Genomic DNA, 16,206 nt, shown 5'->3' on the forward strand with positions numbered 1-16,206 from the left:
AGTGAAACGATGCATCGCCGATGGTAGTGTGGGGTTTCCCCATGTGAGAGTAGGTCATCGTCAAGATTAAATTCCGAAACCCCTATCTGCGTATGCAGGTAGGGGTTTTGTTTTGTCCGCAGGAAAATCTCGCTTGTAGGGTTTCTATGCAACAGCCCGGGGCATGGCTAGAATGCGGGCCTCATTGTGAGGCGAGACTTGCATGCTGACGTTGTTAAAGCTTCTTAAGGATGGTCGATTCCATTCGGGCCAAGCCCTGGGTGCTGCCTTGGGCGTCAGTCGTAGCGCTGTATGGAAGCAGCTTCAGCACTTGGAGGCTGAGCTCGGTTTATCCATTCATAAAGTGCGCGGTCGCGGCTATCAACTGGCTGCGCCGTTGACACTGCTTGATCCTGCGGAAATAAGCGCGCGGGCGCCTTCTTGTGAGTGGCCCATTCTAGTCTTCAATTCAATTGACTCTACCAACGCTGAAGCCTTGCGCGCTATCGAGCGTGGTCAGTCTGCGCCATTTCTGGTGCTCGCTGAGCGGCAGACGGCTGGTCGTGGACGGCGTGGACGCAAATGGGTGAGCCCGTTCGCGGAAAACATCTATTACAGTCTGGTACTGCGCATTGATGGTGGGATGCGGCAGCTGGAAGGCTTGAGTCTTGTTGTCGGGCTTGCCGTAATGCAAGCCTTGCGAGGGCTTGGCATTTCAGGTGTGGGCTTGAAGTGGCCGAATGATGTTCTGGTGGGTCAGCAAAAGATTGCGGGAATACTGCTCGAATTAGTGGGGGATCCTGCTGATGTGTGTCACGTGGTGATCGGTGTCGGAATAAATGTGAACATGCAGATGACCGATGAGGTTGATCAGCAATGGACGTCCATGCGTCTCGAGTCGGGTAAGGCTGTTGATCGCAATCATCTGGTTGCTGAGTTAGGGTTGATGCTTCAGACCTATTTAAATCGCCACCAGGCCGGCGGATTTCCGGCTATTCAGGCGGAGTGGGAGCAAAATCATCTATGGCAGGGGCGGGCGGTGTCGTTGATTGCCGGTGTGAGTCAGATAGATGGAGAGGTGCTGGGTATCGATGTTCAAGGTGCCTTGCGCTTGAAGGTGAATGGTGTGGAGAAGGTCTTTAGTGGTGGCGAGCTCAGCCTGAGGTTGCGTGATGATTCTTGAGCTCGATTGCGGAAATAGTTTCATCAAGTGGCGTGTGCTCGGCGAGGATGTTCGGCGGGTGGTTGGCGAAGGGGTCGTTGATTCGGATCTCGCCTTGCTGGAGAGCTTGAAAGGGCTCAAGGGGCTCGCTCTCAAGCATTGTCGCTTAGTCAGTGTCAGAACCGCCGAAGAAACCAGTGCATTGATTTCTCTGTTGGCCGAGGCTTTCGGCGTTTCTGTAGTGTGCGCGGCACCGGCTCGCGAGATGTCCGGGGTTCGAAATGGCTATGAGGAGTTCGAGCGGCTAGGGCTTGATCGCTGGCTTGCAATGCTCGGAGGCTTTCATCTGGCTGCGGGTGCTTGTCTGGTGCTCGACTTTGGTACGGCTGTTACCGCTGACTTTATTGCAGGGGATGGTGAGCATCTCGGAGGATTTATCTGTCCGGGGATGCCTTTGATGCGCAACCAGCTGCGTACCCATACCCGTAGAATTCGCTATGGAGATCTTGCTGCCGAGCGCGCTTTGGAGAGTCTTGTTCCTGGGCGCACAACCGTCGAGGCGGTCGAGCGAGGTTGTTTGCTGATGTTGAGAGGATTTGTCCTGACTCAGCTAGAGTTGGCGCGCAGTTATTGGGGGGATGATTTCGCAGTCTTTCTGACTGGCGGGGATGCTGATCTGGTCTCCGAGATTGTGCCCGAAGCCAGGGTGGTTCCAGACCTGGTATTTGTAGGTTTGGCGATGGCGTGTCCCTTGTCCTGAGGTTTTTATGCGTTGGTTGTTTCTGCTGCTGCTTGTTCTTAATGTGTTCTATTACATCTGGCATCAACAAGAGGCTCCTCTGCGCGCAAAGGATGTAACCCCTTTGAGTTTGTATCGGGGGGCGCAGCAGGACATTCGCTTGTTGAGTGAAACGACTGACGCGGCTCGTGATAAAGGAAAGCCTGCCCAGGCAGGCGATGGATGCCTCTATCTTGGCGGTTTTGCTCGTCAGGAAGCGGCTCAGGCGGTCGAGCGGCGATTGAGTGGCATGGAAATCAAGTTCGAGACCTTGCTGAGGGCTCCCGCCGAGTCTGATGGTTACTGGGTGCGTGTGGCACCAGAAAGCCGGCGTTTGCTGGGTGATTCGCAGTTGCAAAACCTTTCTAAAGAATTCAATGAGTTAAAACATAAAATAATGCCGTGCGAAGGGGTTGCACCCGTCGAATAGTTTGCATAGAATGGCGCCCGCTTCGCAGTGAAGACCTTTAACGGTCAGCAGTGTGAAGCGAGGTCAACGCAGCTAACCTCAGGTTTTTAATGAGAAAATGCTTGACAGAAGGCTGGCATGATATAGAATGCCGGCTCGCTTAGGAGGGGTTCCCGAGCGGCCAAAGGGATCAGACTGTAAATCTGACGTCTACGACTTCGAAGGTTCGAATCCTTCCCCCTCCACCATTTTTAGCGAGAGCTGCAAGCTCCGCGGGTATAGTTTAGTGGTAGAACCTCAGCCTTCCAAGCTGATGATGCGGGTTCGATTCCCGCTACCCGCTCCAAGTTTGCAGGTCCTGCAAAGTGTTACGCTCTTGTAGCTCAGTTGGTAGAGCACACCCTTGGTAAGGGTGAGGTCAGCGGTTCAAATCCGCTCAAGAGCTCCATATAACAAGGCAGATATGAAAATATCTGCCTTTGTTTTAATGGCTGATAGTACTTGCTTAATTCTTCTGCTAGGGGTGATTTCGATGGCTAAGGAAAAGTTCGAACGTAACAAGCCGCACGTCAACGTTGGAACCATCGGTCACGTAGACCATGGCAAGACGACTCTGACCGCCGCTTTGACCCGTGTCTGCTCCGAAGTGTTCGGTTCGGCAAAGGTTGACTTCGACAAGATCGATAGCGCCCCAGAAGAAAAAGCTCGTGGTATCACCATTAACACTGCTCACGTTGAGTACGATTCGGCTGTGCGTCACTACGCACACGTTGACTGTCCAGGTCACGCCGACTACGTAAAAAACATGATTACCGGTGCTGCGCAGATGGATGGTGCGATTCTGGTTTGCTCGGCCGCTGATGGTCCGATGCCGCAAACCCGTGAGCACATCCTGTTGTCCCGTCAGGTTGGCGTTCCGTACATTGTTGTCTTCCTGAACAAGGCTGACATGGTTGACGACGCTGAGTTGCTGGAACTGGTTGAGATGGAAGTGCGTGATCTGCTGAGCACTTACGATTTCCCAGGTGATGACACGCCGATCATCATTGGTTCGGCGCTGATGGCGCTGAATGGTCAAGACGACAACGAGATGGGTACTACCGCCGTCAAGAAGTTGGTTGAGACTCTGGATAGCTATATTCCGCAGCCTGAGCGTGCTATCGATAAGCCGTTCCTGATGCCGATCGAGGATGTGTTCTCGATCTCTGGTCGCGGTACTGTTGTGACTGGTCGTGTTGAGCGTGGCATTGTCCGCATTCAGGAAGAAGTCGAGATTGTTGGTCTTCGTGACACTGTCAAAACTACTTGCACTGGTGTTGAAATGTTCCGCAAGCTGCTCGACGAAGGTCGTGCAGGTGAGAACTGCGGCGTTCTGCTGCGTGGTACCAAGCGTGATGATGTTGAGCGTGGCCAGGTTCTGGTCAAGCCTGGCACTGTCAAGCCGCATACCAAGTTCACTGCTGAGGTTTACGTTCTGAGCAAGGAAGAGGGTGGTCGTCATACGCCATTCTTCAAGGGTTACCGTCCACAGTTCTACTTCCGTACAACTGACGTGACTGGTAACTGCGAGCTGCCAGAAGGGGTTGAAATGGTGATGCCAGGTGACAACGTTCAAATGACCGTTACCCTGATCAAAACCATCGCGATGGAAGATGGTCTGCGTTTCGCTATCCGTGAGGGCGGTCGTACCGTCGGCGCTGGTGTCGTAGCAAAAGTCATCGAGTAAGTTGTTGTAATGTCTTTTTCGGGCCGGCATAATGGTCGGCCTGATTTTGTTTTAGGTCAGTAGCTCAATTGGCAGAGCGACGGTCTCCAAAACCGTAGGTTGGGGGTTCGATTCCCTCCTGACCTGCCAGATTCACTTGGTGTGTCTGGCTTTCTTTTCACAGGATCTTCATAGATGACTCCTAAAGCTGAAGCTCAAGGCTCTCGCTTCGATCTGCTCAAGTGGCTAGTAGTAGTCGCTTTGGTGGTTGTTGGCGTTGTTGGCAATCAGTATTACTCTGCTTCGCCGATCCTGTACCGCGTACTTGCTTTGCTTGTCATTGCTGCTGTAGCTGCCTTTGTAGGCCTGCAGACAGTCAAGGGCAAGTCTTTCTTTGTACTGGTTAAGGAAGCTCGCACCGAGATTCGTAAAGTCGTATGGCCAACTCGCCAAGAAACCACGCAGACCACGCTGATTGTTGTGGCTGTTGTTCTGGTTATGGCGTTGCTGTTGTGGGGGCTTGATTCCCTGCTCGGCTGGCTTGTTTCCTTGATTGTCGGCTAAGGGTGTCCCGTGGCTAAGCGTTGGTACGTTGTGCATGCTTACTCCGGTTACGAGAAGCATGTCATGCGCTCGTTGGTAGAGCGCGTAAAGCTGGCTGGCATGGAAGATGGCTTTGGCGAAATTCTGGTTCCCACTGAAGAAGTGGTTGAAATGCGTAATGGCCAGAAACGCAAAAGCGAGCGCAAGTTCTTCCCAGGTTATGTGCTGGTCCAGATGGACATGAACGAGGGTACTTGGCACTTGGTCAAGGATACTCCTCGGGTGATGGGTTTCATCGGCGGTACTGCTGATAAGCCTGCGCCGATCACTGATAAAGAGGCAGAAGCGATTCTGCGTCGCGTTGCTGATGGTAGCGACAAGCCGAAGCCGAAGACGTTGTTCGAGCCAGGCGAGTCGGTGCGTGTCAATGATGGACCGTTTGCTGATTTTACTGGCACGGTTGAAGAAGTTAACTACGAGAAGAGCCGGATCCAAGTGGCAGTGCTCATTTTCGGTCGCTCTACTCCGGTAGAGCTAGAGTTCAGCCAGGTCGAAAAGGTCTAGCTGAGCAAGCATCCCAACCCCGCAGCCCCAGGCTGTGGGGTTTTGTCGTCACTGGGATAAACGCGCAAGTAACCGGGGAGCCTTTCGAGGCGTTCGAACCCGTAATTGGAGTGCCTCATGGCCAAGAAGATTACCGCTTACATCAAGCTGCAAGTGAAGGCCGCTCAGGCTAACCCAAGCCCACCTGTTGGTCCTGCTCTGGGTCAGCACGGCGTGAACATCATGGAATTCTGCAAGGCTTTCAACGCCCGTACTCAGGGTATTGAGCCAGGCCTGCCGACTCCAGTGATCATCACTGTCTACAGCGACCGTAGCTTCACTTTCGAAACAAAATCCACACCTGCTTCGGTTCTGCTGAAGAAGGCTGCTGGTCTGACTAGCGGTTCCGCTCGTCCGAACACCGTTAAGGTTGGCACCGTGACCCGTGCTCAGCTGGAAGAAATCGCGAAAACCAAAAACGCGGATCTGACTGCAGCTGATATGGAAGCAGCCGTGCGTACTATCGCCGGTTCTGCTCGTAGCATGGGCCTTAACGTGGAGGGTGTGTAATGGCTAAGTTGACCAAGCGTCAAAAGGCTATCGCCGGCAAAATCGAAGCAGGCAAGTCCTACAACTTTGTAGACGCTGCTGCTCTGCTGGCTGAGCTGTCGACTGTCAAGTTCAGCGAGTCGTTCGACGTTGCTGTGAACCTGGGTGTTGATCCGCGTAAATCCGACCAGGTCGTTCGTAGCGCTACCGTGCTGCCGCACGGCACTGGCAAGACTGTTCGCGTTGCTGTGTTCACCCAGGGTCCAGCTGCCGAGGCTGCTCTGGCTGCCGGCGCTGACCGTGTAGGTATGGACGACCTGGCTGCCGAAATGAAAGGCGGCGACCTGAACTATGACGTAGTTATCGCATCCCCGGATGCCATGCGCGTTGTTGGTCAGTTGGGTCAGATTCTGGGCCCACGCGGCCTGATGCCTAACCCTAAAGTCGGCACTGTAACTCCAGACGTAGCTACCGCGGTTAAAAACGCCAAAGCTGGTCAGGTTCGTTATCGCACCGACAAAAACGGCATCATCCACACCTCCGTTGGCAAAGTCGGCTTCGATGCCGTCAAGCTGAAGGAAAACGTTGAAGCCCTGATCGCTGATCTGAAGCGTATCAAGCCAGCTTCCTCGAAAGGTATTTACGTCAAGCGCGTTACCCTGAGCACCACCATGGGTCCAGGTCTGGTCATCGACCAAGGCTCGCTCGACGCGTAAGACACAGGTTGGTGCAAGCGATTGCGCCAATTGAAAGATTGGGGTCCCTGCCTGGCGGGGGCTATCCAAGACCGTAGGCGGCGCAAGTCTTAAACCACAAGCCTACGCAGATGGTGCTCCCGGTTCCTTACCGAATCAGACACCAAAACGACATCCGGCTTCGGTTGGATGAAACGGTAACAAGCAGGAGTTAAACCCGTGGCAATTAAACTCGAAGACAAGAAGGCCATCGTCGCTGAAGTCAACGAGGCTGCCAAAGTCGCTCTGTCCGCTGTCGTGGTTGATGCCCGTGGCGTAACAGTAGGCGCAATGACCGGACTCCGTAAAGAGGCTCGTGAAGCTGGCGTTTACGTACGTGTTGTACGTAACACCCTGCTCAAGCGCGCTGTTGCTGACACTGAATACAGTGTTCTCAACGACGTGTTCACCGGCCCGACCCTGATTGCATTCTCGAACGAACATCCGGGCGCTGCTGCCCGTATCTTCAAAGAGTTTGCCAAGGGTCAGGACAAGTTCGAGATCAAGGCAGCTGCGTTCGAGGGCAAGTTCCTCGCAGCTAATCAGATCGACGTACTGGCAACTCTGCCGACCCGTGACGAAGCAATTTCCCAGCTGATGAGCGTGATTCAAGGCGCTACCAGCAAATTGGCTCGTACTCTGGCGGCAATTCGCGACCAGAAAGAAGCTGCTGCAGCCTAAGGCTCGTCAACTTCTCGCGTTTTTTGTTTATTTCGATGGTCGCGTAGGCCGTCCCCCAATTCAGGAATTGAGTCATGTCTCTGACTAACGAACAAATCATCGAAGCAATCGGCCAGAAATCCGTAGTGGAAATCGTTGAGCTGATCAAATCGATGGAAGAAACCTTCGGTGTTACCGCTGCTGCTGCATCGGCTGGTCCAGCTGCTGCTGCCGCTGTTGTTGAAGAACAAACTGAATTCAACGTCATGCTGACCGAAGCTGGCGAGAAGAAAGTTAACGTGATCAAGGCAGTACGTGAACTGACCGGTCTGGGCCTGAAAGAAGCCAAGGCTGTAGTTGACGGCGCTCCTGGCATCGTTCTGGAAGCTGTTTCGAAAGACGCAGCTGACAAAGCAAAAGCCACTCTGGAAGAAGCAGGCGCTAAAGTCGAGCTGAAGTAAGCATCGACTTTGCACCTCCAGCCCGAGCGTTAAGCGAAAGGCTGATGGCTGGTGGCTCTTGCCACCGGCCTTTTTCCGTTATTGGCAGCCGACTGGGTCGGTGCTGGTAACGAGCTGTAACCACCCGATGCGGTGGCGCAAACCATGGGGTTTGCACGATTTTCTGGCTGCTCCCGTCGGGAGGGGCCAAACAAGCAGGTGACCAAGCTGGGGAACGCTGATGGCTTACTCATATACTGAGAAAAAACGTATCCGCAAGGACTTTAGCAAGTTGCCGGACGTCATGGATGTGCCGTACCTCCTGGCCATCCAGCTGGATTCGTATCGTGAATTCTTGCAAGCGGGAGCGACTAAAGATCAGTTCCGCGACGTGGGCCTGCATGCGGCCTTCAAATCCGTTTTCCCGATCATCAGCTACTCCGGCAATGCTGCGCTGGAGTACGTCGGTTATCGCTTGGGCGAACCGGCATTTGATGTCAAAGAATGCGTATTGCGCGGTGTAACTTACGCCGTACCTTTGCGGGTAAAAGTGCGCCTGATCATTTTCGACAAAGAATCGTCGAACAAAGCGATCAAGGACATCAAAGAGCAAGAAGTCTACATGGGTGAAATCCCCCTGATGACTGAAAACGGTACCTTCGTAATCAACGGTACCGAGCGTGTAATCGTTTCCCAGCTGCACCGTTCCCCGGGCGTGTTCTTCGACCACGACCGTGGCAAGACGCACAGCTCCGGCAAACTGCTGTACTCCGCGCGCATCATTCCTTACCGCGGTTCGTGGCTGGACTTCGAGTTCGACCCGAAAGACTGCGTGTTCGTGCGTATCGACCGTCGTCGCAAGCTGCCTGCATCGGTACTGCTGCGCGCGCTGGGCTATACCACTGAAGAAGTGCTGGACGCGTTCTACACCACCAACGTCTTCCACGTGCAAGGTGAAAACCTCAGCCTGGAACTGGTGCCTCAGCGCCTGCGTGGTGAAATTGCTGTCCTGGATATCCTGGATGACAAAGGCAAGGTTATTGTCGAGCAAGGTCGTCGTATCACCGCTCGCCACATCAACCAGCTGGAAAAAGCAGGGATCAAAGAGCTGCAAGTGCCTCTGGACTACGTCCTGGGTCGCACTACCGCCAAGGTCATCGTGCATCCGGCAACCGGCGAAATCCTGGCGGAGTGCAACACCGAGCTGAACACCGAAATCCTGGCCAAAATCGCCAAGTCTCAGGTTGTTCGTATCGAAACTCTGTACACCAACGATATCGACTGCGGTCCGTTCGTCTCCGACACTCTGAAGATCGACTCCACCAGCAACCAATTGGAAGCGCTGGTCGAGATCTATCGCATGATGCGTCCTGGCGAGCCGCCAACCAAAGACGCTGCCGAAACTCTGTTCAACAACCTGTTCTTCAGCCCTGAGCGCTATGACCTGTCTGCGGTCGGCCGGATGAAGTTCAACCGTCGTATCGGTCGTACCGAGATCGAAGGTTCGGGCGTGTTGTGCAAAGAAGACATCGTCGCGGTACTGAAGACTCTGGTCGACATCCGTAACGGTAAAGGCATCGTCGATGACATCGACCACCTGGGTAACCGTCGTGTTCGCTGCGTAGGCGAAATGGCCGAGAACCAGTTCCGCGTTGGCCTGGTACGTGTTGAGCGTGCGGTCAAAGAGCGTCTGTCGATGGCTGAAAGCGAAGGCCTGATGCCGCAAGACCTGATCAACGCCAAGCCAGTGGCTGCGGCGGTGAAAGAGTTCTTCGGTTCCAGCCAGCTTTCCCAGTTCATGGACCAGAACAACCCGCTGTCCGAGATCACCCACAAGCGTCGTGTTTCTGCACTCGGCCCTGGCGGTTTGACTCGTGAGCGTGCTGGCTTTGAAGTGCGTGACGTACACCCGACTCACTACGGTCGTGTATGCCCGATTGAAACGCCGGAAGGTCCGAACATCGGTCTGATCAACTCCCTGGCTGCCTATGCGCGCACCAACCAGTACGGCTTCCTCGAGAGCCCGTACCGTGTGGTGAAAGACGCTCTGGTCACCGACGAGATCGTGTTCCTGTCCGCCATCGAAGAAGCTGATCACGTGATCGCTCAGGCTTCGGCCACGATGAACGATAAGAAAGTCCTGATCGACGAGCTGGTAGCTGTTCGTCACTTGAACGAGTTCACCGTCAAGGCGCCGGAAGACGTCACCTTGATGGACGTATCGCCGAAGCAGGTAGTTTCGGTTGCAGCGTCGCTGATCCCGTTCCTCGAGCACGACGACGCCAACCGTGCGTTGATGGGTTCGAACATGCAGCGTCAAGCTGTACCAACCCTGCGCGCTGACAAGCCGCTGGTCGGTACCGGCATGGAGCGTAACGTAGCCCGTGACTCCGGCGTTTGCGTCGTGGCTCGTCGTGGCGGCGTGATCGATTCCGTTGATGCCAGCCGTATTGTGGTTCGTGTTGCTGATGATGAAGTTGAAACCGGTGAAGCTGGTGTCGACATCTACAACCTGACCAAGTACACCCGCTCCAACCAGAACACCTGCATCAACCAGCGTCCGCTGGTGAGCAAGGGTGATCGGGTTCAGCGCAGCGACATCATGGCCGACGGTCCGTCCACCGATATGGGTGAATTGGCTCTGGGTCAGAACATGCGCATCGCGTTCATGGCATGGAACGGCTTCAACTTCGAAGACTCCATCTGCCTGTCCGAGCGTGTTGTTCAGGAAGACCGTTTCACCACGATCCACATTCAGGAACTGACCTGTGTGGCGCGTGACACCAAGCTTGGGCCAGAGGAAATCACTGCAGACATCCCGAACGTGGGTGAAGCTGCACTGAACAAACTGGACGAAGCCGGTATCGTTTACGTAGGTGCTGAAGTTGGCGCAGGCGACATCCTGGTTGGTAAGGTCACTCCGAAAGGCGAGACCCAACTGACTCCGGAAGAAAAACTGCTGCGTGCCATCTTCGGTGAAAAAGCCAGCGACGTTAAAGACACCTCCCTGCGTGTGCCTACCGGCACCAAGGGTACCGTCATCGACGTACAGGTCTTCACCCGCGACGGCGTTGAGCGTGATGCTCGTGCACTGTCGATCGAGAAGACTCAACTCGACGAGATCCGCAAGGATCTGAACGAAGAGTTCCGTATCGTTGAAGGCGCCACTTTCGAACGTCTGCGTTCCGCTCTGGTCGGCCACAAAGCCGAAGGCGGCGCCGGTCTGAAGAAAGGTCAGGAAATCACCGACGAAGTTCTCGACGGTCTTGAGCATGGTCAGTGGTTCAAACTGCGCATGGCTGAAGATGCTCTGAACGAGCAACTCGAGAAGGCTCAGGCCTACATCGTTGATCGCCGCCGTCTGCTGGACGACAAGTTCGAAGACAAGAAGCGCAAACTGCAGCAGGGCGATGACCTGGCTCCAGGCGTGCTGAAAATCGTCAAGGTTTACCTGGCAATCCGTCGTCGCATCCAGCCGGGCGACAAGATGGCCGGTCGTCACGGTAACAAAGGTGTGGTCTCCGTGATCATGCCGGTTGAAGACATGCCGCACGATGCCAATGGCACCCCGGTCGACGTCGTCCTCAACCCGTTGGGCGTACCTTCGCGTATGAACGTTGGTCAGATCCTTGAAACCCACCTGGGCCTCGCGGCCAAAGGTCTGGGCGAGAAGATCAACCGGATGGTCGAAGAGCAGCGTAAAGTTGCCGAACTTCGCACCTTCCTGGACGAGATCTACAACCAGATCGGCGGTCGTAACGAAGATCTGGATAGCTTCTCCGACCAGGAAATCCTGGATCTGGCGAAGAACCTGCGCGGCGGCGTACCAATGGCCACTCCAGTGTTCGACGGCGCCAAGGAAAGCGAAATCAAGGCCATGCTGAAACTGGCAGACCTGCCAGAAAGCGGCCAGATGCAGCTGACCGACGGCCGTACCGGCAACAAGTTCGAGCGCCCGGTTACTGTTGGCTACATGTACATGCTGAAGCTGAACCACTTGGTAGACGACAAGATGCACGCTCGTTCTACCGGTTCGTACAGCCTGGTTACCCAGCAGCCGCTGGGTGGTAAGGCACAGTTCGGTGGTCAGCGTTTCGGGGAGATGGAGGTCTGGGCACTGGAAGCATACGGTGCTGCTTACACTCTGCAAGAAATGCTCACAGTGAAGTCGGACGATGTGAACGGTCGGACCAAGATGTACAAAAACATCGTGGACGGCGATCACCGTATGGAGCCGGGCATGCCCGAGTCCTTCAACGTGTTGATCAAAGAAATTCGTTCCCTCGGCATCGATATCGATCTGGAAACCGAATAACACGTGACGCGAATCGAGAGCGGGGCAGGATTGCCCGCTCTCTGCTCCGCCAGGAGGAAAGGCCTTGAAAGACCTACTGAATTTGCTGAAAAACCAGGGTCAAGTCGAAGAGTTCGACGCCATCCGTATTGGATTGGCATCGCCTGAGATGATCCGTTCGTGGTCGTTCGGTGAAGTTAAAAAGCCGGAAACCATCAACTACCGTACGTTCAAACCTGAGCGTGACGGCCTGTTCTGCGCCAAGATCTTTGGCCCGGTAAAGGATTACGAGTGCCTGTGCGGTAAGTACAAGCGCTTGAAGCACCGTGGTGTGATCTGCGAGAAGTGCGGCGTTGAAGTCGCGCTGGCAAAAGTTCGTCGTGAGCGCATGGCGCACATCGAACTGGCCTCGCCAGTTGCCCACATCTGGTTCCTGAAATCGCTGCCGTCCCGTATCGGCTTGCTGATGGACATGACCCTGCGTGATATCGAACGCGTTCTCTACTTCGAGAGCTATGTCGTTATCGATCCAGGCATGACCACCCTTGAAAAAGGTCAGCTGCTCAACGACGAGCAGTACTTCGAAGCGCTGGAAGAGTTCGGCGACGATTTCGATGCCCGCATGGGTGCCGAAGCTGTCCGTGAACTGCTGCACGCTATCGACCTGGAGCACGAGATTGGCCGCCTGCGTGAAGAAATTCCGCAAACCAACTCCGAAACCAAGATCAAGAAGCTGTCCAAGCGTCTGAAGTTGATGGAAGCCTTCCAGGGTTCCGGCAACCTGCCAGAGTGGATGGTGCTGACCGTTCTGCCGGTTCTGCCGCCAGATCTGCGTCCACTGGTCCCGCTGGATGGCGGTCGCTTCGCGACTTCCGACCTCAACGATCTGTATCGTCGAGTGATCAACCGTAACAACCGCTTGAAGCGTCTGCTCGATCTGTCCGCTCCGGACATCATCGTGCGCAACGAAAAGCGTATGTTGCAGGAAGCTGTCGACGCACTGCTCGACAACGGTCGTCGTGGCCGCGCTATCACCGGTTCCAACAAGCGTCCTCTGAAATCCCTGGCTGACATGATCAAGGGTAAGCAGGGTCGTTTCCGTCAGAACTTGCTCGGTAAGCGTGTTGACTACTCCGGTCGTTCGGTAATTACCGTTGGCCCGACCCTGCGTCTGCACCAGTGCGGTCTGCCGAAGAAGATGGCTCTCGAGCTGTTCAAGCCGTTCATTTTCGGCAAGCTGGAAATGCGTGGTCTTGCTACCACCATCAAAGCTGCCAAGAAGATGGTCGAGCGCGAGCTGCCAGAGGTTTGGGACGTTCTCGCTGAAGTGATTCGCGAACACCCGGTTCTCCTCAACCGTGCACCGACCCTTCACCGTCTGGGTATCCAGGCGTTTGAACCGGTACTGATCGAAGGTAAGGCTATCCAGCTGCACCCTCTGGTCTGTGCTGCGTACAACGCCGACTTCGACGGCGACCAAATGGCCGTGCACGTACCGCTGACACTGGAAGCCCAGTTGGAAGCGCGTGCGTTGATGATGTCGACCAACAACATTCTGTCGCCAGCCAACGGTGAGCCAATCATCGTTCCGTCGCAGGACGTTGTATTGGGCCTGTACTACATGACTCGTGAAGCGATCAACGCCAAGGGCGAAGGTCGTGTGTTCGCGGATCTGCAGGAAGTTGACCGTGTGTTCCGTGCCGGCGAAGCCGCACTGCACGCCAAGGTCAAAGTGCGGATCAACGAAACCGTCAACGATCGTGATGGTGGCAGCGTCAAGAACACCCGTATTGTCGACACCACTGTCGGCCGTGCGCTGTTGTTCCAGGTTGTTCCACCTGGACTGTCGTACGACGTCGTCAACCAGCCGATGAAGAAAAAGGCGATCTCCAAGCTGATCAACCAGTGCTACCGCGTGGTTGGTTTGAAAGAGACCGTGATCTTCGCTGACCAGTTGATGTACACCGGTTTTGCTTATTCGACCATCTCCGGCGTTTCCATCGGTGTTAACGACTTCGTTATCCCGGATGAAAAAGCCCGCATCATCGGTGCAGCCACCGACGAAGTGAAAGAGATCGAAAGTCAGTACGCCTCCGGCCTGGTAACCCAGGGCGAGAAGTACAACAAAGTAATCGACCTTTGGTCCAAGGCGAACGACGAAGTTTCCAAGGCGATGATGGCCAACCTCTCGAAAGAGAAAGTCATCGACCGTCATGGCGTCGAAGTCGACCAAGAGTCTTTCAACTCGATGTACATGATGGCCGACTCGGGCGCACGGGGTTCTGCTGCGCAGATCCGTCAGCTCGCCGGTATGCGTGGCCTGATGGCCAAGCCGGACGGTTCCATCATCGAAACGCCGATTACCGCGAACTTCCGTGAAGGTTTGAGCGTACTTCAGTACTTCATCTCCACTCACGGTGCTCGTAAAGGTTTGGCGGATACCGCGTTGAAAACTGCGAACTCCGGTTACCTGACTCGTCGTCTGGTAGACGTGGCGCAGGATCTGGTTGTGACCGAGATCGATTGCGGCACCGAACATGGCCTGGTAATGACTCCGCACATTGAAGGAGGTGACGTTGTTGAGCCGTTGGGTGAGCGCGTATTGGGTCGTGTCATTGCCCGTGACGTATTCAAGCCGGGTACCGAGGAAATCATCGTTCCTGCCGGCACGCTGGTAGACGAGAAGTGGGTCGAGTTCATCGAGCTGAACAGCATCGACGAAGTGATCGTGCGTTCGCCGATCAGCTGCGAAACCCGCTACGGCATTTGCGCCAAGTGCTACGGCCGTGACTTGGCTCGTGGTCACCAGGTGAACATCGGTGAAGCGGTCGGCGTTATCGCTGCCCAGTCCATCGGTGAGCCGGGTACCCAGCTGACCATGCGTACGTTCCACATCGGTGGTGCGGCAAGCCGGACCTCCGCAGCCGACAGCGTTCAGGTGAAGAATGGCGGCACCGTCCGTCTGCATAACCTGAAGCACGTTGAGCGAGTGGATGGTTGCCTGGTTGCTGTGTCCCGTTCCGGTGAGCTGGCGATCGCTGATGACTTCGGTCGTGAGCGCGAGCGTTACAAGCTGCCGTACGGTGCTGTGATTTCGGTTAAAGAAGGTGACAAGGTCGACGCTGGCGCAATCGTGGCCAAGTGGGATCCGCACACTCACCCAATCGTTACCGAAATGAAAGGTACCGTGACCTACGTGGGCATGGAAGAAGGCATCACGATCAAGCGTCAGACTGACGAATTGACCGGTATGACCAACATTGAAGTACTCGACGCCAAAGACCGTCCAGCTGCCGGTAAAGATATCCGTCCTGCTGTGAAGATGGTTGATGACAACGGCAAGGATCTCTTGTTGCCGGGTACCGACGTAATTGCTCAGTACTTCCTGCCTGCTAACGCCCTGGTCGGTGTAGCGGACGGTGCGAAAATCGCGATCGGTGATGTTATCGCTCGTATTCCGCAAGAGACTTCGAAGACTCGTGACATCACCGGTGGTCTGCCGCGTGTTGCCGACTTGTTCGAAGCCCGTCGTCCGAAAGAAGCCTCGATTCTGGCTGAAGTCAGCGGCACCATCGCGTTCGGTAAAGAGACCAAAGGCAAGCGCCGTCTGGTTATCACCCCGAACGACGGTAGCGATCCGTACGAAGAGCTGATTCCGAAGTGGCGTCACCTGAACGTCTTCGAAGGCGAACAGGTAAACCGCGGCGAAGTTATCTCCGACGGCCCAAGCGATCCACACGACATCCTGCGTCTGCTAGGTGTGAGTGCGCTGGCCAAGTACATCGTGAACGAGATCCAGGACGTTTACCGTCTGCAAGGCGTGAAGATCAACGATAAGCACATCGAGACCATCCTGCGTCAGATGCTGCGTAAAGTTGAAATCGCTGAATCCGGCGATTCCAGTTTCATCAAGGGCGACCAGATGGAATTGACTCACGTTCTGGTAGAGAACGAGCGTCTGGCTGGCGACGAGAAATTCGTTTCCAAGTTCACTCGCGTACTGCTGGGTATCACCAAGGCGTCGTTGTCCACCGAATCGTTCATCTCGGCGGCTTCCTTCCAGGAAACCACTCGCGTGCTGACCGAAGCGGCGGTAACCGGCAAGCGCGATTACCTGCGCGGCCTGAAAGAAAACGTAGTCGTGGGTCGTTTGATCCCGGCGGGTACCGGTCTGGCTTATCACAGCGAGCGCAAGCGCCGCCGTGAAGCTGACAAACCGTTGCGCGTAAGCGCCAGTGAAGTGGAAGCTGCACTGACCGAAGCACTGAACTCGAGCGGTAACTGAGTTCTGCGGTAAATGAGCGTAAGGCCCTGGCCGTTCCGTTCATCGAATCGAGACAATTTGTCGAGGTTGGATGAGCGGAGAGGTCGGGGCCTTTCCTTGACTGGGGGCAAGATCCTCTTTAGACT

The 16,206-nt window shown here is 55.1% G+C and carries 12 protein-coding genes and 4 tRNA genes; all 16 read left to right on the top strand.

The genetic code is table 11. The features are described from left to right. The first annotated feature begins 202 nt into the window (after positions 1–202). A complete protein-coding gene (birA, locus tag TU81_RS20480) occupies positions 203–1,162 on the top strand; it encodes a bifunctional biotin--[acetyl-CoA-carboxylase] ligase/biotin operon repressor BirA (RefSeq protein WP_038981294.1) in 960 nt (319 codons plus the stop codon). Next, a complete protein-coding gene (locus TU81_RS20485; protein ID WP_038981295.1) occupies positions 1,152–1,901 on the top strand; it encodes a pantothenate kinase in 750 nt (249 codons plus the stop codon). The genes birA and TU81_RS20485 overlap by 11 nt, the downstream gene beginning before the upstream one ends. Positions 1,902–1,908: 7 nt before the next feature. Further along, positions 1,909–2,349: a hypothetical protein gene (locus TU81_RS20490; RefSeq protein ID WP_038981296.1), complete on the top strand. Its 441-nt coding sequence runs from the start codon at positions 1,909–1,911 to the stop codon at positions 2,347–2,349. 142 nt (positions 2,350–2,491) lie between these two features. Then, positions 2,492–2,576 (top strand) — tRNA-Tyr (locus TU81_RS20495). A 24-nt stretch (positions 2,577–2,600) separates the two neighbouring features. Continuing rightward, a tRNA-Gly gene (locus tag TU81_RS20500) sits at positions 2,601–2,674 on the top strand. Positions 2,675–2,700: 26 nt separating this feature from the next. Further along, positions 2,701–2,776, top strand: a tRNA-Thr gene (locus tag TU81_RS20505). Positions 2,777–2,860: 84 nt separating this feature from the next. Next, on the top strand, positions 2,861–4,054 hold the full coding sequence (gene tuf / locus TU81_RS20510; protein ID WP_007896619.1) for an elongation factor Tu: 1,194 nt from the start codon (positions 2,861–2,863) through the stop codon (positions 4,052–4,054). Positions 4,055–4,107: 53 nt separating this feature from the next. Beyond that, positions 4,108–4,183, top strand: a tRNA-Trp gene (locus TU81_RS20515). 45 nt (positions 4,184–4,228) lie between these two features. Continuing rightward, positions 4,229–4,597, top strand: a complete 369-nt coding sequence (secE, locus tag TU81_RS20520; RefSeq protein WP_007896620.1) for a preprotein translocase subunit SecE — start codon at positions 4,229–4,231, stop codon at positions 4,595–4,597. Positions 4,598–4,606: 9 nt separating this feature from the next. Continuing rightward, positions 4,607–5,140 (top strand): transcription termination/antitermination protein NusG, encoded by a 534-nt coding sequence (gene nusG / locus TU81_RS20525; protein WP_007896622.1) that lies wholly within the window; start codon positions 4,607–4,609, stop codon positions 5,138–5,140. 117 nt (positions 5,141–5,257) lie between these two features. Then, a complete protein-coding gene (gene rplK / locus TU81_RS20530) occupies positions 5,258–5,689 on the top strand; it encodes a 50S ribosomal protein L11 (protein ID WP_008008888.1) in 432 nt (143 codons plus the stop codon). Then, a complete protein-coding gene (rplA, locus tag TU81_RS20535) occupies positions 5,689–6,384 on the top strand; it encodes a 50S ribosomal protein L1 (protein WP_007896626.1) in 696 nt (231 codons plus the stop codon). Before rplK ends, rplA begins: the two co-directional genes overlap by 1 nt. Before the next feature lie 198 nt (positions 6,385–6,582). Then, positions 6,583–7,083: a 50S ribosomal protein L10 gene (gene rplJ / locus TU81_RS20540; RefSeq protein WP_038981297.1), complete on the top strand. Its 501-nt coding sequence runs from the start codon at positions 6,583–6,585 to the stop codon at positions 7,081–7,083. A 74-nt stretch (positions 7,084–7,157) separates the two neighbouring features. Beyond that, positions 7,158–7,523 (top strand): 50S ribosomal protein L7/L12, encoded by a 366-nt coding sequence (rplL, locus tag TU81_RS20545; RefSeq protein ID WP_038981298.1) that lies wholly within the window; start codon positions 7,158–7,160, stop codon positions 7,521–7,523. Between the two features lie 220 nt (positions 7,524–7,743). Beyond that, positions 7,744–11,817: a DNA-directed RNA polymerase subunit beta gene (gene rpoB, locus TU81_RS20550; protein WP_038981299.1), complete on the top strand. Its 4,074-nt coding sequence runs from the start codon at positions 7,744–7,746 to the stop codon at positions 11,815–11,817. 64 nt (positions 11,818–11,881) lie between these two features. Next, on the top strand, positions 11,882–16,081 hold the full coding sequence (gene rpoC / locus TU81_RS20555; protein WP_038981300.1) for a DNA-directed RNA polymerase subunit beta': 4,200 nt from the start codon (positions 11,882–11,884) through the stop codon (positions 16,079–16,081). Positions 16,082–16,206 lie beyond the last annotated feature (125 nt).

Origin of the sequence: Pseudomonas lini (assembly GCF_001042905.1) — a bacterium.
Lineage (GTDB): Bacteria > Pseudomonadota > Gammaproteobacteria > Pseudomonadales > Pseudomonadaceae > Aquipseudomonas > Aquipseudomonas lini.

Coding starts and splice junctions, on each gene's coding strand:
- birA (WP_038981294.1), top strand. CDS start 203: ATGCTGACGTTGTTAAAGCTTCTTAAGGATGGTCGATTCCATTCGGGC.
- TU81_RS20485 (WP_038981295.1), top strand. CDS start 1,152: ATGATTCTTGAGCTCGATTGCGGAAATAGTTTCATCAAGTGGCGTGTG.
- TU81_RS20490 (WP_038981296.1), top strand. CDS start 1,909: ATGCGTTGGTTGTTTCTGCTGCTGCTTGTTCTTAATGTGTTCTATTAC.
- tuf (WP_007896619.1), top strand. CDS start 2,861: ATGGCTAAGGAAAAGTTCGAACGTAACAAGCCGCACGTCAACGTTGGA.
- secE (WP_007896620.1), top strand. CDS start 4,229: ATGACTCCTAAAGCTGAAGCTCAAGGCTCTCGCTTCGATCTGCTCAAG.
- rplK (WP_008008888.1), top strand. CDS start 5,258: ATGGCCAAGAAGATTACCGCTTACATCAAGCTGCAAGTGAAGGCCGCT.
- rplA (WP_007896626.1), top strand. CDS start 5,689: ATGGCTAAGTTGACCAAGCGTCAAAAGGCTATCGCCGGCAAAATCGAA.
- rplL (WP_038981298.1), top strand. CDS start 7,158: ATGTCTCTGACTAACGAACAAATCATCGAAGCAATCGGCCAGAAATCC.
- rpoB (WP_038981299.1), top strand. CDS start 7,744: ATGGCTTACTCATATACTGAGAAAAAACGTATCCGCAAGGACTTTAGC.